Source organism: Pseudomonas sp. O39 (genome assembly GCF_045447295.1).
Classification (GTDB): Bacteria; Pseudomonadota; Gammaproteobacteria; order Pseudomonadales; family Pseudomonadaceae; genus Aquipseudomonas; species Aquipseudomonas antarctica_A.
This window is the reverse complement of sequence record NZ_JBJGXV010000027.1, coordinates 1-16,639: the sequence shown is the minus strand read 5'-3', so window position 1 is coordinate 16,639 and position 16,639 is coordinate 1. Positions and strand designations below refer to the sequence as shown.

The window sequence follows — 16,639 nt, the reverse complement described above, 5'->3', positions numbered from 1 at the left end:
AAAAAGGCCCCGCGTGTAGGCGAGGCCTGTACCTGTCATCTCAATTGCGTGTTACCAGCCGCGACCATAATAGCCGTGGGGAGGGCCGTAATAGCCGCGCGGTGGGCCGTAATAGACCGGCGCCGGGCGGTAGTAAACCTGTTGTTGCACATACACCGGTGGTGGCGGTGCGTAGTAGACCGGCGGCGGCGCGGCGTAAACCGGTTGCGGCTGGACATACACCGGTTGCTGCACGTAGACCGGCTGGGATTGGCTGGCAACCACGGAGCCCACTACGGCTGCGCCGACCAAAGCACCCAATACGGCCGGGCCACCCCAACCACCACCGTGGGCGGAGGCTTGGCCTGCCATAGCGAGTGCGCCGATAAGCAAGGCGATTTTGGGGATTTTACGAATCATGGTCATTCCTCGGTTAGCCCCTGCGCTTGTGGTCTGCAATCAATAGACTCAAGGATTGTCGCGGGGATACTTTTAAGACAACGTATTTCTGAAAAACAGCACGGCCGATAGGTAAAGGTTGTGTAAGGTCTGTACCGAATTGCTTACTCAAAGGAGTTACCCATGCAGATGCACCCCAACAAGGACACCCAGCTGTGTATGTCATTGTCGGCGCGCCCTGGGAATTTTGGCTTGCGTTTCCATAACCATCTGTACGAACAGTTGGGTTTGAATTTTTATTATAAAGCGTTCAGCAGCCAGGATTTGCCCGGCGCGATCGGTGGTATTCGGGCGCTGGGCATCCGTGGTTGCGGTGTGTCCATGCCGTTCAAGGAAGCCAGTATCGCCTTGGTCGACGAGCTGGATGAGTCGGTCAAGGCCATCGCTTCCCTCAACACCATCGTCAACACCAACGGCCATCTCAAGGCCTATAACACTGACTACATTGCTATCGAACAGCTGCTGAAAAAGCACGCAGTGCCAAAAGACGCTTCCTTTGCCCTGCGTGGCAGCGGTGGCATGGCCAAGGCCGTGGCCAGCGCCTTGCGCGACGGTGGTTATGCCAACGGCGTGATTGTGGCGCGCAATGAGGCGGCAGGCCGGGCGTTGGCACAAGGTCTGGGGTATGAGTGGCAAGCGCAATTGGGTGAGTTGCGCCCGCAGATGTTGGTCAACGTGACGCCGATTGGCATGACCGGCGGGGCGGAGGCCGACCAGTTAGCCTTTGAGGCTGGCGCAGTGGATGCCGCGGACACCGTCTTTGATGTGGTGGCGATCCCCGCCGAAACGCCGCTGATTGTGCGCGGGCGTGCCCAGGGCAAGCGGGTGATTACCGGACTGGAAGTGATCGCGATCCAGGCGTTGGAGCAGTTTGTGCTGTACACCGGCGTGCGGCCGACGCAGGCGCAGTTTGAAAAAGCCGTGGCGTTTGCCCGAGCCTAGAGAACATTGAAGAACCCATGTAGGAGCTGGCTTGCCTGCGATAGCATCACCCCGGTGTACCTGATGTACCGAGGTGTCTGCATCGCAGGCAAGCCAGCTCCCACCTGTTGACCGTGTTAAGCCTGTTCCAGCTGCGAAAGGCGCTCTTCCAGCGCTGCAATCCGGGCTTCAAGTTCTTCGATACGATCCGAAGAGACGGCACCGGCCGACCGCTCCACCGGATTACCCCGCGCCGACAGAATCACTTCAATATCCGCCGGATCGCCCAGCGCATGGGTATAACGATCTTCCCGTTGCCCCGCCTGACGCGGCACCAACAGCGCCAGCCCGCGCGCGATCAAACGCTCCAGCTGGTGTACAACCTGCTCGGCATCTTCAAAATCATGCATGCGTCCGCTGCGGGTCAGCAGTTCATTGACCGTCTGCGGCCCGCGCAGAAACAGCAGCCCGATCAGTATCACCTGGGCTGGCACCAGCTCCAGTGCCTTGTCCACGCGATGCTCCCAGCGGTCGGCCCGGCTGCCCATGACCAGGCGCGTAAAGCCTTGGCCTTCCAGCGCGCGCAGGCTTTGCCCGACTTGGCCTTGGCTGAGGTTCGTCACCGGCTCGCGGCTGGTTTTCTGGTTGCAGGCCAGCACCAATGCATTAAGGGTCAGGGGGTAGGTTTCCGGGTTGGTCGCCTGTTTTTCGATCAGGCAGCCCAGGATGCGAATTTCCGTGCTGTTCAGGCGCGGTTCTGGGGTGTCGGTGGCGTGCTCGGCGGTCATCGCGCTTTCCCTATGCAGTGAGTCCCCTAGCCTAATCCTGAAAAAATAAAAGACAAGCTGCACACGCGGCTGGCATGTCTATAATCGCCGCTGGTTACAAACCCTGCCATCACCGCGAGACTGTCATGACTATTTCCCTGTACGCCGCCTCCATCCCGGTCTTCAAGCAAATGCTCAACGCCCTGAGCGATGTGCTGAACAAAGCCGAAGCCCATGCCACCGCCAAGAACATCGAGCCCAATGCACTGCTGCAAGCGCGCCTGTTCCCGGATATGTTCCAGCTGGTGCGCCAGGTGCAGATCGCCGTCGACTTCGCCAAGGGCGTTTCCGCACGCCTGGCCGAGATTGAAGTGCCGAAGTACGAAGACAGCGAAGTGACCTTTGCCGACCTGCAAGCGCTGATCGCCAAGGTGCTGGCGTTTGTCGACACCATCAAGCCCGAGCAAATCGATGGCAAAGAAGGCATCGAGATCATCACCCGCCCAGGCACCCCGAAAGAGAAGCGCTTCAGCGGCCAGTCCTACCTGCTGACCTACGGCCTGCCGCAGTTCTTCTTCCACGTCACCACCGCTTACGCCTTGCTGCGTCACAACGGCGTAGAAGTGGGCAAGCGCGATTACATGGGCGCGTTCTAAGCACCCTGGTACAAAAAAGCCCGGGGCGGTTCTGCAACGAACCGCCCCGGGCTTTTTTTCGCCTGAGGGTTAAGCCGGCTGTTCTTCCTGGCCCAGGCAAGCGGCGGCGGTAAACAGCACATCGGTGGACGAATTGAGCGCGGTTTCCGCCGAATCCTGCAACACACCAATGATGAAGCCTACGGCGACTACCTGCATGGCGATCTCGCTGGGAATACCGAACAGGCTGCACGCCAGGGGAATCAACAGCAACGAGCCACCGGCCACGCCCGACGCCCCGCAGGCACACACTGCCGCCACCACGCTGAGCAACACGGCGGTCGGCAGGTCGACGGCAATCCCCAGGGTATGCACAGCCGCCAGGGTCAGCACGGTGATGGTGATCGCGGCACCGGCCATATTGATGGTGGCGCCCAGTGGGATCGATACCGAATAGGTGTCTTCATGCAGGCCCAGGCGTTTGCTCAACGCCAGGTTTACCGGGATATTTGCCGCCGAACTGCGGGTGAAGAAAGCGGTGATGCCGCTCTCACGCAGGCACATCAGCACCAGCGGGTAGGGGTTGCGGCGCAGCTTCCAGAACACGATGGCCGGGTTGACCACCAATGCCACGAACAGCATGCAGCCGATCAACACCACCAGCAGGTGAGCGTAGCCGAGCAGGGCACCAAAACCGGAAGTGGCCAGGGTCGAGGCCACCAGGCCGAAGATCCCCAGCGGCGCGAAGCGAATCACCACGCGCACGATCAGCGTCACGCCGTTGGACAGGTCGTCGAGCACGGTGCGGGTGGTTTCGCCAGCATGGCGAATCGCGATGCCCATGCCGATGGCCCACGCCAGAATGCCGATAAAGTTGGCATTCATCAGTGCGCTCACCGGGTTATCCACCACGCTCAACAGCAGGCTTTGCAACACCTCGCCGATGCCGCCGGGAGCGCTTACCGCGACGTCATGGGTGGCAAGCACCAGGGACGACGGGAACAGCGTACTGGCAACCACCGCCACGACGGCAGCCGCAAAGGTACCGAGCAGGTAAAGGAACAGGATCGGCTTTATATGGGTTTCCTGGCCGTGTTTATGGTTGGCGATCGAGGCCATGACCAGCACGAACACCAGGATCGGTGCGACGGCCTTCAGGGCGGTGACGAACACCTTGCCGATAAAGCCGGTGGCGCGGGCAGCCTCGGGCATCCACAGGGCCAACAGGATCCCGGCAATCAAGCCGAAGACAATTTGGGTGACCAGGCTAACGCGCAGAAGTCGTTGCAACAGGGAAGGGGCAGCAGTCATAAACAGTTGTCTCTAGTTTTTTTAATAGAACGCAGCATTGCAGGCGGAAAGTGCTGTAGGCAGTAGGTGCGGAGTCTAACATGCTGTAGGAAGCGTCCCGTTCGGTGCGGCATTGCGTCACCCACACCCGCAGGCTTTGGCAAAATCCAGACATACTCTGTTAATATTCTCCTCTCTCATCTTTCCTCTCCGTCAGCGAGCCCTTCGGGCTGTCGTTGATGTCGTCGTTTCTGGAGTTTTCATGTTGTTTCCCATCCTGCTGCTGTCGGCCGCCGGCTTTACTGTGTTGACCACAGAATTCGTCATCGTGGGCCTGCTGCCGTCGATTGCCCGGGACCTGAATGTCAGCGTGTCCCAGGCGGGATTGTTGGTGACCTTGTTCGCCTTTACCGTGGCGGCGTTCGGTCCGTTTCTGACGGCGTACTGCGCGCGCTTCCCACGCAAGCGCTTGTTTATCAGCATCCTGATCATGTTCGGCATGGCCAATACCGTGGCGGCGCTGGCGCCGAATATTTGGGTGATGGCGTTCGCGCGGTTGATACCGGCGCTGGGGTTACCGGTGTTCTGGGCCTTGGCCAGCGAAACCGCGGTGGACATTGTTGGCCCCGAATACGCCGGGCGAGCCATCGAAAAAATCGGCTTCGGCATCGTCTGTGCCACGGTGTTCGGCATTCCGGTCGGTACGTTGATTTCCGACATGTTCGGCTGGCGTACCGCGTTTGCCATTCTGGCGGTCGTGGCGTTGGCCAAGGCGTTGCTGCTGTTCATCTACTTGCCGGTGACCCAGCCGAAGAACGACCAGGTGACGCTGCGCTCGCAATTCAAGATCCTGCGCAACCCGTTGATGCAGGGTCATATCCTGCTGTCAGTGCTGGTGTTCAGCGGCATGTTCACCGCTTATACCTACCTGGCAGACATCCTTGAGCGCCTGGCCGGGTTCGACGGCACACTGGTGGGCTGGTGCCTGATGGGGTTTGGCGCGGTAGGCCTGATCGGCAATTCACTCGGCGGGCGCGCAGTGGATCGCCACCCATTGATCGCATCCATGGTGTTCTGTGGGTTCATGATCGCGGGCATGGTGGCGTTGGTCCCGGCGATTCACTCCACTGTCGGCCTCGCGGCGGCGATGGCCGTGTGGGGCGTGACCCAGGCGGCGATGTTCCTGGTCAGCCACGTGCGGTTGATGAAGGCCGCGCCCCATGCGCCAGCGTTTGCGGCGTCGTTGAATATCGCCGGGGCCAACCTGGGCATTGGCCTGGGGGCAATGGTCGGTGGGCATGTGATCGACACCCTCGGCCTTGGCAGCCTGGGCTTTGCGGCGTCCGGGTTTATCCTGGTGTCGATCTTGCTGGCGTTGTGGCTGATGACCGCCAGGCAACCGGTCGCATCCAACGCCTGAGTCGTCAGGGCAGGGCGGTAAACAACTCGCGTCGGGCACCTTCGGTAATCGCCACGATGCCGGGGTGCTTGACCTTGCGCTCCACCGAGATCGCATAGAACGACTCGGTTACCGAATCAGTCTGGCCGATCAGCGCCACCCCGTACTGGCGCACCACCTCGTCGGCAATCACGCTGGGAGCGATAAAGATTCCGCTGCCCGATTGGCCAAACGCCTGCATTAATGCACTGTCATCGAACTCACCGATGATCTTCGGTTGAATCTGCTGCTCGGCGAACCAGCGTTGCAAGCGGCTGCGCACCACTGTCTCGGCCCCCGGAATCAATAATGGCGCCCCCTGCAGGCATTGTGGGAAATCGCCACCGTACTGGTCGGCCAACGCCTGGGTGGCGAAAAAGCTGATGCCACATTCCCCCAGTTTCTGGCTGTAGCCTTTGATGTCCAGGTGAGTGGGCATGGGGCTGTCGGAGATCACCAGATCGAGACGCTGGATCGCCAGGTCTGCCAGTAAACGTTCGAGTTTGTCCTCGCGGCAGGTGATACGGATTTGTTCGCTCAGCTCCATCGTAGGTGCAATCAGCCGGTAAACGATGGATTTGGGCACCACATCCGCCACGCCGACCCTGAACAGGATCTGCTGTTCATTGGGCTGCGCGCGCAACATCGCCTCCAGTTCGTTGCCGGTCTGGAACATTTGCTCAGCGTAGGGCAACGCCTGGCGCCCGGCTTCGGTGAGTTCAAGCTGGCGGCCGACACGCTGAAACAGTGCAATACCGAAGGTCTGCTCCAGCAGGCTGATCTGCCCGCTGATGGTCTGGGGCGTAAGGTTCAATTGCTCACAGGCGCGCACGATGCTGCCGGTCTTGGCCACCACCCAGAAATAATGCAGCTGTCGGTAATTGAGCATCATCGTCTACACTTCGTAAAAATCGAAGTATACGCGAGAAAAATACGAATTTTCCTGAACTGTTCAGCTGCATAGAATGCCTCGCTATCGAGGGGCCACTATTTGGACCCACTGGTTCTAACGAGGAATACAGCATGCAACTCAATTCCCTGGGCGCGGCGTCCTTACTTGCGCTTTCATTGGTGATGATCAGCGGGTGTGATCAGGTCGAAAAAAGCGCCCAGCAAGTGCTGGGCAAGGCCACCGAGTCGGCCAAACAAGCCATCGATGACACCCACAAAGCCGCCGAGCAGGCATTGAGTGAGGCGACGCAAGGCCTGATCAGTCCGCAAAAAAAGGCTGATCAGCAAGAAAAAGAGCCTGAAACGAGCAACAAAGAAGCCTAATTCCCCAGCACAACGTCAGGACTGACCTATGGACTACCTTTTACAACTGGCCGCCAGCCCCACCGCCTGGGTGGCACTGGCCACCTTGATCGTCATGGAAATCGTGCTGGGCATCGATAACCTGATCTTTATCTCGATCCTCACCAACAAATTGCCTGAAAAGCACCGAGCCAAGGCGCGGCGTATCGGTATCAGCATGGCGCTGGTGTTGCGCCTGGGCCTGTTGAGCACTATCGCGTTTATCGTGCAGTTGACGGCCCCGGTATTTGAGATCTTCGGCCAGGCGTTTTCGTGGAAAGACATGATCCTGATCGCCGGTGGCCTGTTCCTGGTGTGGAAGGCGACTACTGAGATCCATCACAGCATGGACCCTGAGCCGGAAGAAAAGGCGACCACCGGCAATGTGGTGACCATCGGCTTTGCCGCGGCGATTGGTCAGATCCTGCTGCTCGACCTGGTGTTCTCCATCGACAGCATCATCACCGCCGTGGGCATGACCGAGCATTTGCCGATCATGATCATTGCCGTGGTGACCTCGGTTATCGTGATGCTGGTGGCGGCTGAACCGCTGGCCAAGTTCATCAACGACAACCCGACGGTCGTGATGCTGGCCCTGGGCTTCCTGATCATGATCGGCATGACGTTGATCGCTGAAGGCTTCGGCGCTCACGTGCCAAAAGGCTACGTGTACGCGGCCATGGCGTTCTCGGCGGTGATCGAGTGCCTGAACATCGCGCGGCGCAATCGCCATAAGCGTTTGCTCGCTGCCAGGCAGTAACGGCTAAACCCAAAAGCCGGCTGAACTCCCAAGAGTCCAGCCGGCTTTTTGCTGTCTGATAGAATCCGCCCACTTGTTACCTTGAGGTCCACCATGAACGAGCCGATTCGCCTCACCCAGTACAGCCACGGCGCGGGTTGCGGCTGCAAGATTTCGCCCCAGGTGCTGGAAGTGATCCTCGCCGGCAGCGGCGCGCAGAACCTCGACCCCAATCTGTGGGTCGGCAATGCCTCACGCGACGATGCGGCGGTTTACGCCATCGACGACGAACGCGGTGTGGTTTCCACCACTGACTTTTTCATGCCGATCGTCGATGACCCCTTTGACTTCGGCCGCATTGCCGCCACCAACGCGATCAGCGACATCTACGCCATGGGGGGCGACCCGTTGATGGCCATTGCCATTCTGGGCTGGCCGGTGAATGTGCTGGCGCCGGAGGTTGCCCGCGAAGTGATCCGTGGCGGCCGTTCGGTGTGCGATGCCGCCGGTATCCCGCTGGCGGGTGGCCACTCCATTGATGCCCCGGAGCCGATTTTCGGCCTGGCCGTGACCGGCATCGTGCAAAAGCGCCATATGAAACGCAACGACACCGCTACCGCCGGCTGCAAACTGTACCTGACCAAACCGCTGGGCATCGGCATCCTCACCACTGCCGAGAAAAAGGGCAAATTGCGCGAGGCGGATGTCGGCGTGGCCCGTGACTGGATGTGCACGCTCAACAAACCCGGCAGCCGCTTCGGTAAGTTGGCCGGCGTCACGGCCATGACGGATGTCACCGGTTTCGGCCTGTTGGGCCACCTGGTGGAAATGGCTGACGGCAGTGGTCTCACGGCCCGCATCGAGTACGAAAAAGTCCCACGCCTTGCAGGGATCGAGGATTACCTGGATCAGGGCTGCATGCCCGGTGGCACCTTGCGCAACTTCGACAGCTACTCGAGCAAACTCGGGCGCTTGCAGGAGCTGCACAAACGCGTGCTGTGCGACCCGCAGACCAGTGGCGGCCTGCTGATCGCCGTTACCGCCGAAGGTGACGCTGAGTTCCACGCGGTGGCCGCCGAGCTGGGCCTGAGCCTGGAGCCGATCGGTGAACTCGTTGAGCGACAGACACACGCGGTAGAGGTGTTTTGATGGCAACCGACATCACCAACTACCGCGACATCTTCCTCAACGACCGGCCGATGATGGATACCCGCGCGCCGATCGAATTCATCAAGGGCGCGTTTCCCGGGGTGATCAACCTGCCGTTGATGACTGACGACGAGCGCCAGCGGGTCGGCACCTGTTACAAACAGCAGGGCCAGCAAGCCGCGATTGTGCTGGGGCATGAGCTGGTCTCAGGGGCAATCAAGGCCGAGCGTATCGAACAGTGGGCGCAGTTCGCCAAGGCCAATCCTGACGGTTACTTGTACTGCTTTCGCGGCGGGCTGCGCTCGCAGATCGTGCAGCAATGGTTGAAGACTGAAGCCGGTATCGAGTATCCCCGCGTCGGCGGTGGCTACAAGGCCATGCGTACCTTTTTGTTGGATACCGTGGAGCAAGCGACCGCCGAGTGTGATTTCGTATTGCTGGGCGGCATGACCGGCACGGGTAAAACCGAGGTGCTTGGCCAGTTGCATAACGCCCTGGACCTTGAGGGGCACGCCAACCATCGCGGTTCCAGCTTCGGCAAGCGCGCCACGACACAACCGTCCAACATCGACTTCGAAAACCGCCTGGCGGTGGACCTGCTGAAAAAACGCGCGGCGGGTATCGAGCAATTTGTCGTTGAGGATGAGAGCCGCATGATCGGCAGCTGTGCGCTGCCATTGCCATTGTACAAAGGCATGCAGGCGTTCCCTATGGTGTGGCTGGAAGACAGCGTTGAAGGCCGGGTCGAAAGGATCTTGCGTGATTACGTGGTCGACCTGTGCGCCGAGTTTATCCAGGTGTTTGGAGAAAATGGCCCGGCGCTGTTTGCCGAGCGCCTGACCCAGAGCCTGGCCAATATCCACAAACGCCTGGGCGGCGAGCGCTTCCAGCGCTTGCAGGCTGTTTTGCAGGACGCTTTGGCTGAACAGGCCCGCAGCGGTGCGGTGGACTTGCACCGGGTGTGGATCGAAGGGTTGCTGCGTGAGTATTACGACCCGATGTACGCCTTCCAGCGTGAAAGCAAAGGCGCACGGATCGAGTTCGCGGGGGAGCAGGGCGCGGTGGTGGATTATTTGCGCGAGCGGAGTGCCAGGCGAGAATAATCGGTGGGTTTGAGGGCCTCTTCGCGAGCAAGCCCGCTCCCACATGTCGACCGCGATCCTACAGGATGAGCCCGGTTGGATGTGGGAGCGGGCTTGCTCGTGAAAGGGCCCTCAATGTCGCCAGAAATCTAAAGAAGGACCGCCCCGATCAACCCACACACCACGCCCATCAGCATGGTCAGCCCGGCCACCGTCACCAGCACGCGGGCATCGAAATCCTTGCGCAGCATCAACAGTGACGGCAGGCTCACGCTGGGCAGGGTCATCAGCAAGGCCACGGCCGGCCCGGTGCCCATGCCCAGGGTCATCATGGTTTGTACGATTGGGATCTCGGCGGCGGTAGGAATCACGAACAGCGTGCCGACGATCGCCAGCGGCACCAGCCACATCAGGCTGTTGGCCATGGCCCCGTCAATATGGGGGAACAGCCAGACCCGCGCAGCACCCAACACCAGCACGGCGACGATATAGATCGGGATCGTGCTCCAGAACAATTGCCACAGGGTGCGTAACCAACGGCTCAGGAACGGCTGCGACTCGACCTGGCTGACGTCGGCCACCGCATCCAGTGCGGCTTCAGGCACTTGGTCGGGCCGGGCAATCCGCTGCGCCACCAGGGACACGCCGACCACCAGCACAATACCTGCGACCAGCCGCAATGCGGTAAAGCCCCAGCCCAGCACAAAACCCATGAACACCAGGGTTGCCGGGTTCAATACCGGGTTGGCGATCCAGAAGGCCAGGGCCGCGCCCACCGACACCTGCTGACGGCGCATGCCGGCCGCCACCGGGGCCGCGCAGCAACTGCACATCATTCCCGGCAAGGCGAACAGCCCGCCACGCACGGTCGAACCCAGCCCGGCGCGGCCGAATAGACGCAGCAACCAGTCGCGGGGAATCAACACTTGCAGCAGCGAGCCCAGGATGACCGCCAGCACGGCGGCCTTCCAGATCGCCAGGAAATATACCTGGGCATAGGCCAGCGCCGCTGCCAGTGGCGAGCTTTGCTGGTCATTCAGAATCGAGGCGCCGATGCTGTGGTTATCCGCCGCCACGAACGCCTTGAGGTAGTAGGGCGACCACTTCACGTAGTAGAGGCCTATGCAGGCCACCAGCACGAACAGCGCTGGTTTCCACCAGAAGGACCAGCCCCGGTTGGGCTGGTGGGAGATGAGGTTGGGCATGGTGCAGATCCGCAGATGGTTCAATAGCGGGGCATCATACGCCTGTGGCGCCCAGGCTTCAGATATCTGCGCTGACTTGAGTTGCGTCCGGGCATGTCTGCTGGCCGTTATTCAGGCCTTGCTTGTAATTGCGGCTCAGCAGCGACGCTTTGCCGTTATGCCAGGTCAAGGTCAGGACATAGAGCGTGTCGTAGTCATCGCCCGACCAATCCTCAGTGATGGTGTGTTTTTCCCCCGAGGCTTCACTGGCCACCTTGTTGATCAGCTCCGGCAGATAGCCATGGGACCAGGCGGTGTAGATGATCGCGTTGTGGTACTTGTCTTCGACCAACTCGTCAGCGAGGGCGCTGGTGTCATTGGCTGAGAACTTGATATTCACCGGCAGGCCGAGCTTGATGGCGCTGGGGCTGATGGTCATCAGCGGCCGAATGTAGCTGTAGGAATTGTCGTGTTCACCTTCCTCGACGTTGCGTGTCGGGTTGGCGGCGAATACGTAATTGGCCTTGCCGAATTTTTCCGGCAATACGCTCGCCAGGTTCATCGCGCGATTCAGGCCCTGGCAGTTGAGCTGGCCGAGGCCGCCGACCGGTTTTTCACCGTGACGCAGGAAGACCAGGGTTTGTACGCCATCCACCGGTTCGGCGCGGCTGGTCCGCGACTCCAGCGTCAGGCCGATTGCGCCGCCGACCAGAAGCAGCGGCAACATGATGTATGAATAGCGTTTAAGGCGTTTAGCAAGGCACAGAGGCTTGATTGTCATTGTAGTGTCGAGTCTTCGTGCTTGGGGTTAAGTCGTACAGGCCCGGCGCCAGTGACGCATCCGGCGTCCTGCGGTTTTCCTTATCGTTGTAACGAGTGTCTCCGTTCACCCTGATGGCGCACTTAAGAGTGTGTATCGGCTCTTTGGTTCGTCAGCACGCGAGATTAGCGCGGCTATGTTGCGCAATCATGACCCATGCAGGACGCCGAGCCAGTGGTTATTATGAGGACTTTCCGCCTGGGGACTTTCCGATGAATGCACTCGCCGCTTTCCCGATCAACAGCAAATGGCCCGCCCAACACCCTGAACGCTTGCAGCTGTATTCGTTGCCCACGCCCAACGGCGTCAAAGTGTCGATCATGCTCGAAGAACTGGGCCTGCCTTATGAAGCGCACAAGGTCAGTTTCGAGACCCAGGACCAGATGTCACCTGAGTTTCTGTCCCTGAACCCCAACAACAAAATCCCCGCGATCATCGATCCCAATGGCCCGAGCGGTCAGCCGCTGGCGTTGTTCGAGTCCGGCGCGATTCTGATTTACCTGGCGGAAAAAACCAGCCAGTTGCTCTCCGAAGACCCGGCCACCCGCTACGAAACCCTTCAGTGGCTGATGTTTCAGATGGCGGGCATCGGCCCGATGTTCGGCCAAGTCGGGTTCTTCAATAAATTCGCCGGCAAGGAATACGAAGATAAACGCCCGCGCGATCGCTACGCCGCCGAGTCTCGGCGTTTGCTGGGCGTGCTGGAAAAACACCTGCTGGGCCGCACCTGGATCATGGGCGACGAATACAGCATCGCGGACATCGCCACGTTCCCGTGGATTCGTAACTTGATTGGCTTCTACGAGTCCGGCGACCTGGTGGGCATCGCCGATTTTCCTAACGTGCTGCGCGCGCTGGACGGCTTTGTTGCGCGCCCTGCGGTGATCCGCGGCCTGAACATACCGAGTTGAAGCATGCCGACTTTCGATTTCAAGCAGCTGGATGTATTCAGCAGCGTCTCACTCAAAGGTAACCCGTTGGCCGTGGTGCTGGGCGCTGACAGCCTTACCGACCAGCAAATGGCCGACTTCGCCAACTGGACCAATCTCAGCGAAACCACGTTTTTGCTGACTCCGCGTGATTCGCGGGCGGATTATCGGGTGAGAATCTTTACCACGCTCAACGAGCTGCCGTTCGCCGGGCACCCGACGCTGGGCAGCTGCCATGCCTGGCTGCAAGCGGGCGGCATGCCGAAAGGCGAGGAGATCATCCAGGAGTGCGAAATCGGCTTGGTGCGTGTCCGTCGTGAGGGCGATGAGTTGGCGTTTATTGCGCCGCCGTTATTGCGTTCCGGCGCGGTAGAGGCCCCTGTGCTGGAGCGCGTGCGCCTGGCGCTGGGTCTGGCGCCCGAGGCCATTGTGCGCAGCCAATGGGTGGACAATGGCGCGGGCTGGCTGGCGCTGATGCTGGCCGATCGTGACCAGGTGCTGGGCTTGCAGCCGGATTACGCGCAACTGCACGGGTTGGCCATTGGCGTCATCGCGCCGTGTGACCCGGCGCGCGACGATGTCGACACGCACTTCGAAGTCCGCGCTTTTATCGCCGGCGATGGTGCCCCGGAAGACCCGGCCACCGGTAGCCTGAATGCCGGTCTTGCCCAATGGTTGCACAGTGAAGGCCTTGCGCCGAGCCGTTACGTGGTCAGTCAAGGCACTGCCATGGGGCGCGCCGGGCGTATTCGCGTCGAGCATCGCGGCGATGAAATCTGGATCGGCGGCGCGGTAGCGGTATGCATCGAAGGGCGTGTACAGCTCTAGATCAATGAATTGTTACGGGCCGCGCAATACACTGTTGGCCCCTTGGCGTTTGTACTGCCGGGGCCTGGGGGCATAAGCTTTGGCCCCAAAGATTATTGCCTCTACTGTTTTAGCATCCAGTCAGGAAAACCATGACCAGCCAGTTCCCCCAAGCTCGCCCACGTCGCCTGCGCCGCTCCCCGGAGCTGCGTGGCTTGTTCCAGGAAACCGAATTCACCCTCAACGACCTGGTGTTGCCGATTTTCGTCGAAGAAGAAATCGACGACTTCGTACCGATCACCAGCATGCCGGGTGTGGTGCGAATCCCAGAGAAGAAACTGGCCGGTGAGATCGAGCGTTTTGCTCGTGCCGGGATCAAATCGGTGATGACCTTTGGTGTGTCCCACCACCTGGATGCCAACGGCAGCGACACCTGGAAAGAACGCGGCCTGGTTTCGCGCATGTCCTCGATCATCAAGGACGCCGTGCCGGAAATGATCGTGATGTCCGACACCTGCTTTTGCGAATACACCGACCATGGCCACTGCGGCGTGATGCACGGTGCTCATGTCGACAACGACGCGACGTTGGTCAACCTCGGCAAGCAAGCCGTGGCCGCAGCCCGTGCCGGCGCCGATGTGATCGCCCCTTCGGCAGCGATGGACGGCCAGGTCCAGGCGATTCGCCGCGCCCTGGACGACGCCGGCTTCACCCATATTCCGATCATGGCCTACTCCACCAAATTCGCCTCGGCCCTCTACGGCCCGTTCCGCGAAGCCGGTGGCAGCGCCCTCAAGGGCGACCGTAAAAGCTACCAGATGAACCCGATGAACCGCCGCGAAGCCGTGCGCGAATCGCTGCTGGACGAGCAAGAGGGCGCGGACGCGCTGATGGTCAAGCCTGCCGGTGCCTACCTCGACATCATCCGCGACATTCGCGAAGCCTCGCGCTTGCCGGTGGCGGCCTATCAGGTGAGTGGTGAGTACGCGATGATCAAATTTGGTGCCCAGGCGGGCGCGATTGATGAGGCGCGTGTGGTGCGGGAGACGTTGGGGTCGATCAAGCGTGCGGGGGCGGATTTGATCTTTACGTATTTTGCGATGGATTTGGCGTTGGCCGGGATCTGATTCCGGTCCGTGGTCCTGTGGCGGGGGGACTCGTCACAGGTGCTCCAAGCTACACCTGCACCGATTCAGACCAGCGTTGGCAGAAGTCGTGTTGTTCCTGTATATCGTTGGTGAGATTGTTTTCCTCTAACGCAAAGATATGCACAAGTTCAGTGTTTGCCTGCCCCATTGTCAATTCATAAGCGATAAGTCCATTTGACATATGTGAAGACATACCTGATGTGTGGACGTTAATTTTTGCGCCTTTGCATAAAAACGTTATATCTTTTAAGTCTGCCCTCAATAAGCCGAAGCAATCATACAGGTCCAGTGCTGTGTAGCTTTTTCGTGTTTCATCGTTTAGCAGTAGGTGAAGTGTCGGCTTGCCTCCTTCATATTCGATTACTGCATTTTCACGTATACCGTTGTTGATGATGAAGATATTCTTTTTGGAAATTGACTTAGCTGAATTTTTCATAGTCCTCCGCACCTAATGATTTTAGCCAGTTTTTGAAGAAATCCACCTGTTCTTGTGGGTTGTTTGTTAGGTTGTTTTCTTCATAATCAAATAGATGGACGATGTCGTCTCGTGATGCTTGTTTGCCTAGTGTCATTTCATATGCAACAAGCCCGGCGCTCATTTGAGATGCCATCCTTGAGGGCATGACGTTTATTTTTGCGCCCTTACAAAGGAATACTATATGCGGGAAATCCGCTCTAACTTTTGCTAAACAAGTATAGATGTCCTTTCCCCTGTAGGTCTTCTTGAAGTTGTTAGCTTCGGAAAATGTCATCGAAAGTTTTTTGAGATCATATCTTACGGTGACTTCCGAACTTTTGTTGTCGATAATTACCTTTATTGTTTGCGTATTCATACTATTTCCTATTCGGATTTGGGATTGAGTATCCTACATAGCTTCCGTCGCGCTTTACAGGTGTCATGCCCAAAATGTCCTCTGGGTGTATTTTGTGATGGACTGCGAATTCTTTCTCGTTAGAGAATGGCGTCATTTTACCGAGTTCTAAGTTTACGTCATGACCAGGTATGCTTTTTATAACGTATAAATAACCTTTTCTTGTGCCGTATCCGGTTGCAAAATCTATAGCGGTGAGCCTCGATGGAGAGGTGCTTATAAAGTTACTTGGTGGATCGTTGCTGTTTAGAGCGTGCAGATAAAGGTCATTGCTTTCTCCCTTACTCTTAAAGCCAGTTTTAAAGGCTTCTTGTGGATGTTTTCTATCCCCTCGAAATAAATACTCCTCTTCATCGCTCGTTTTCGGTGGTTCGGGTTCGCTTTTGTAAATTTTTGCTTTTGCCGAAGGCTCATCAGGCGTGTCTGCGGGTTTACACCCGTCTCCACCAGGGCATGTATTCAAGCCTAGCGGATCTATCCACCCCGTCGGGTTGGGCACGTACTGGTACGCGTTGATCCCGCCCGCTAGCTTCACCGGGTCAGGCGTCAGGTAACGACCACTATCCGGATTGTAGTAGCGATGGCGGTTGTAGTGCAGCCCGCTTTCCGCATCGAAATATTGGCCCTGAAAGCGCAGCGGGTTGTCGACTTTATCTATGTCGAGTCGGGCAATTTCACCATAGGCGCGGTAGTGCGCCGACCAGACGATTTTTCCGTCAGGCGCGGTCAGTTCCTGCGGTGTTCCGAGGTGGTCGAGTTGGTAGTGGAAGGGCTGGGTGTCTTTCGGGCCAAAGCCTTCCAGCAGTGCCAAAGGCCTAAAACTGTCCGGTTCGTAGATGTAGCTGCGATGGCGATCCGCGTGATGCTCGGCAATCAGCTTGTCGCCTTGCCAAAAAAACTCTGTGGTGATGTCGTCGACAGTTTTGCTGATCCGTCTACCAAACGGGTCATAGCGATAGCTGGCTGTTTGCCCGTTCGGCTGGGTAATGCCGATCAGCCGATGCTGGCAGTCGTATCGATATTCGGTGACAAGTTGGTGACCCTTGCCGCGCCTTTGGCGGATCAGGTTACCGAAGGCGTCATAGTCGTAATGATGATCGCCCTGGATCATCAGGCGGTTGCCGGTA

The 16,639-nt window shown here is 58.7% G+C and carries 19 protein-coding genes; 10 read left to right on the top strand and 9 right to left on the bottom strand.

Features of this window, described 5'->3' with window-relative positions; all coding sequences use genetic code 11:
- Nucleotides 1-51: 51 nt before the first annotated feature.
- A complete protein-coding gene (locus ACI77D_RS25450; protein ID WP_053255424.1) occupies nt 52-405 on the bottom strand; it encodes a hypothetical protein in 354 nt (117 codons plus the stop codon).
- A 156-nt stretch (nt 406-561) separates the two neighbouring features.
- Between ACI77D_RS25450 and ACI77D_RS25445 the strand changes: the two genes are divergently transcribed.
- The gene (locus ACI77D_RS25445; RefSeq protein WP_259762756.1) at nt 562-1,380 is read left to right on the top strand and encodes a shikimate 5-dehydrogenase; all 819 of its coding nucleotides are present in this window, start codon (nt 562-564) and stop codon (nt 1,378-1,380) included.
- A 116-nt stretch (nt 1,381-1,496) separates the two neighbouring features.
- Here ACI77D_RS25445 and ACI77D_RS25440 read toward each other — a convergent pair whose 3' ends face one another.
- Nucleotides 1,497-2,147 carry a YceH family protein gene (locus tag ACI77D_RS25440; protein ID WP_064451758.1) on the bottom strand — a complete coding sequence of 217 codons (651 nt, stop codon included), beginning with the start codon at nt 2,145-2,147 and terminating at the stop codon, nt 1,497-1,499.
- Between the two features lie 125 nt (nt 2,148-2,272).
- Between ACI77D_RS25440 and ACI77D_RS25435 the strand changes: the two genes are divergently transcribed.
- Nucleotides 2,273-2,782 carry a DUF1993 family protein gene (locus tag ACI77D_RS25435; protein WP_053255427.1) on the top strand — a complete coding sequence of 170 codons (510 nt, stop codon included), beginning with the start codon at nt 2,273-2,275 and terminating at the stop codon, nt 2,780-2,782.
- A 69-nt stretch (nt 2,783-2,851) separates the two neighbouring features.
- On the opposite strand, the gene sstT is transcribed toward ACI77D_RS25435, so the two are convergent.
- A complete protein-coding gene (gene sstT, locus ACI77D_RS25430) occupies nt 2,852-4,072 on the bottom strand; it encodes a serine/threonine transporter SstT (RefSeq protein WP_064451759.1) in 1,221 nt (406 codons plus the stop codon).
- Nucleotides 4,073-4,313: 241 nt separating this feature from the next.
- On the opposite strand from sstT, the gene ACI77D_RS25425 reads away from it, so the two are divergent.
- Entirely contained in the window at nt 4,314-5,471 is a 1,158-nt protein-coding gene (locus tag ACI77D_RS25425; protein ID WP_407017709.1) for an MFS transporter, read from the top strand.
- A gap of 4 nt (nt 5,472-5,475) precedes the next feature.
- Here ACI77D_RS25425 and nhaR read toward each other — a convergent pair whose 3' ends face one another.
- The gene (gene nhaR, locus ACI77D_RS25420; RefSeq protein ID WP_407017730.1) at nt 5,476-6,378 is read right to left on the bottom strand and encodes a transcriptional activator NhaR; all 903 of its coding nucleotides are present in this window, start codon (nt 6,376-6,378) and stop codon (nt 5,476-5,478) included.
- A gap of 134 nt (nt 6,379-6,512) precedes the next feature.
- Here nhaR and ACI77D_RS25415 point away from each other — a divergent pair, with 134 nt between their 5' ends.
- The 4 genes from ACI77D_RS25415 to mnmH all read left to right on the top strand — a co-directional run bounded on the left by ACI77D_RS25415 (nt 6,513) and on the right by mnmH (nt 9,773).
- Entirely contained in the window at nt 6,513-6,764 is a 252-nt protein-coding gene (locus ACI77D_RS25415) for a hypothetical protein (protein WP_407017708.1), read from the top strand.
- Between the two features lie 28 nt (nt 6,765-6,792).
- Nucleotides 6,793-7,542: a TerC family protein gene (locus ACI77D_RS25410; protein WP_128592216.1), complete on the top strand. Its 750-nt coding sequence runs from the start codon at nt 6,793-6,795 to the stop codon at nt 7,540-7,542.
- A 93-nt stretch (nt 7,543-7,635) separates the two neighbouring features.
- Nucleotides 7,636-8,670, top strand: a complete 1,035-nt coding sequence (selD, locus tag ACI77D_RS25405) for a selenide, water dikinase SelD (RefSeq protein ID WP_262667508.1) — start codon at nt 7,636-7,638, stop codon at nt 8,668-8,670.
- Nucleotides 8,670-9,773 carry a tRNA 2-selenouridine(34) synthase MnmH gene (gene mnmH / locus ACI77D_RS25400; RefSeq protein ID WP_064451764.1) on the top strand — a complete coding sequence of 368 codons (1,104 nt, stop codon included), beginning with the start codon at nt 8,670-8,672 and terminating at the stop codon, nt 9,771-9,773. Before selD ends, mnmH begins: the two co-directional genes overlap by 1 nt.
- A 128-nt stretch (nt 9,774-9,901) precedes the next feature.
- Here mnmH and ACI77D_RS25395 read toward each other — a convergent pair whose 3' ends face one another.
- Nucleotides 9,902-10,957 (bottom strand): permease, encoded by a 1,056-nt coding sequence (locus ACI77D_RS25395; protein ID WP_064451765.1) that lies wholly within the window; start codon nt 10,955-10,957, stop codon nt 9,902-9,904.
- Between the two features lie 58 nt (nt 10,958-11,015).
- Nucleotides 11,016-11,717, bottom strand: coding sequence for a hypothetical protein (locus tag ACI77D_RS25390; RefSeq protein ID WP_064451766.1), 702 nt, complete (start codon nt 11,715-11,717; stop codon nt 11,016-11,018).
- Nucleotides 11,718-11,968: 251 nt separating this feature from the next.
- On the opposite strand from ACI77D_RS25390, the gene ACI77D_RS25385 reads away from it, so the two are divergent.
- The 3 genes from ACI77D_RS25385 (at nt 11,969) to hemB (ending at nt 14,619) form a co-directional block, all read left to right on the top strand.
- A complete protein-coding gene (locus ACI77D_RS25385; protein ID WP_064451767.1) occupies nt 11,969-12,667 on the top strand; it encodes a glutathione S-transferase N-terminal domain-containing protein in 699 nt (232 codons plus the stop codon).
- Nucleotides 12,668-12,670: 3 nt separating this feature from the next.
- Entirely contained in the window at nt 12,671-13,513 is an 843-nt protein-coding gene (locus ACI77D_RS25380) for a PhzF family phenazine biosynthesis protein (protein ID WP_407017707.1), read from the top strand.
- 131 nt (nt 13,514-13,644) lie between these two features.
- Entirely contained in the window at nt 13,645-14,619 is a 975-nt protein-coding gene (hemB, locus tag ACI77D_RS25375) for a porphobilinogen synthase (protein WP_053255439.1), read from the top strand.
- 49 nt (nt 14,620-14,668) lie between these two features.
- On the opposite strand, the gene ACI77D_RS25370 is transcribed toward hemB, so the two are convergent.
- From ACI77D_RS25370 to ACI77D_RS25360, 3 genes are all read right to left on the bottom strand, one after another.
- Nucleotides 14,669-15,076 (bottom strand): hypothetical protein, encoded by a 408-nt coding sequence (locus ACI77D_RS25370; protein ID WP_407017706.1) that lies wholly within the window; start codon nt 15,074-15,076, stop codon nt 14,669-14,671.
- Nucleotides 15,060-15,473, bottom strand: a complete 414-nt coding sequence (locus ACI77D_RS25365; RefSeq protein WP_407017705.1) for a hypothetical protein — start codon at nt 15,471-15,473, stop codon at nt 15,060-15,062. The genes ACI77D_RS25370 and ACI77D_RS25365 overlap by 17 nt, the downstream gene beginning before the upstream one ends.
- 1 nt (nt 15,474) lies before the next feature.
- Nucleotides 15,475-16,639 (bottom strand): RHS repeat domain-containing protein (locus tag ACI77D_RS25360; protein ID WP_407017704.1); only part of this gene is annotated, 1,165 nt, incomplete at its 5' end.

Excerpts from the sequence above, each read along its gene's own strand:
- hemB (WP_053255439.1), top strand. The coding sequence starts at position 13,645 with ATGACCAGCCAGTTCCCCCAAGCTCGCCCACGTCGCCTGCGCCGCTCC.
- mnmH (WP_064451764.1), top strand. The coding sequence starts at position 8,670 with ATGGCAACCGACATCACCAACTACCGCGACATCTTCCTCAACGACCGG.
- ACI77D_RS25410 (WP_128592216.1), top strand. The coding sequence starts at position 6,793 with ATGGACTACCTTTTACAACTGGCCGCCAGCCCCACCGCCTGGGTGGCA.
- nhaR (WP_407017730.1), bottom strand. The coding sequence starts at position 6,378 with ATGCTCAATTACCGACAGCTGCATTATTTCTGGGTGGTGGCCAAGACC.
- ACI77D_RS25380 (WP_407017707.1), top strand. The coding sequence starts at position 12,671 with ATGCCGACTTTCGATTTCAAGCAGCTGGATGTATTCAGCAGCGTCTCA.
- ACI77D_RS25395 (WP_064451765.1), bottom strand. The coding sequence starts at position 10,957 with ATGCCCAACCTCATCTCCCACCAGCCCAACCGGGGCTGGTCCTTCTGG.
- ACI77D_RS25445 (WP_259762756.1), top strand. The coding sequence starts at position 562 with ATGCAGATGCACCCCAACAAGGACACCCAGCTGTGTATGTCATTGTCG.
- sstT (WP_064451759.1), bottom strand. The coding sequence starts at position 4,072 with ATGACTGCTGCCCCTTCCCTGTTGCAACGACTTCTGCGCGTTAGCCTG.
- ACI77D_RS25385 (WP_064451767.1), top strand. The coding sequence starts at position 11,969 with ATGAATGCACTCGCCGCTTTCCCGATCAACAGCAAATGGCCCGCCCAA.
- ACI77D_RS25365 (WP_407017705.1), bottom strand. The coding sequence starts at position 15,473 with ATGAATACGCAAACAATAAAGGTAATTATCGACAACAAAAGTTCGGAA.
- ACI77D_RS25415 (WP_407017708.1), top strand. The coding sequence starts at position 6,513 with ATGCAACTCAATTCCCTGGGCGCGGCGTCCTTACTTGCGCTTTCATTG.
- ACI77D_RS25450 (WP_053255424.1), bottom strand. The coding sequence starts at position 405 with ATGACCATGATTCGTAAAATCCCCAAAATCGCCTTGCTTATCGGCGCA.
- selD (WP_262667508.1), top strand. The coding sequence starts at position 7,636 with ATGAACGAGCCGATTCGCCTCACCCAGTACAGCCACGGCGCGGGTTGC.
- ACI77D_RS25390 (WP_064451766.1), bottom strand. The coding sequence starts at position 11,717 with ATGACAATCAAGCCTCTGTGCCTTGCTAAACGCCTTAAACGCTATTCA.
- ACI77D_RS25440 (WP_064451758.1), bottom strand. The coding sequence starts at position 2,147 with ATGACCGCCGAGCACGCCACCGACACCCCAGAACCGCGCCTGAACAGC.
- ACI77D_RS25370 (WP_407017706.1), bottom strand. The coding sequence starts at position 15,076 with ATGAAAAATTCAGCTAAGTCAATTTCCAAAAAGAATATCTTCATCATC.
- ACI77D_RS25435 (WP_053255427.1), top strand. The coding sequence starts at position 2,273 with ATGACTATTTCCCTGTACGCCGCCTCCATCCCGGTCTTCAAGCAAATG.
- ACI77D_RS25425 (WP_407017709.1), top strand. The coding sequence starts at position 4,314 with ATGTTGTTTCCCATCCTGCTGCTGTCGGCCGCCGGCTTTACTGTGTTG.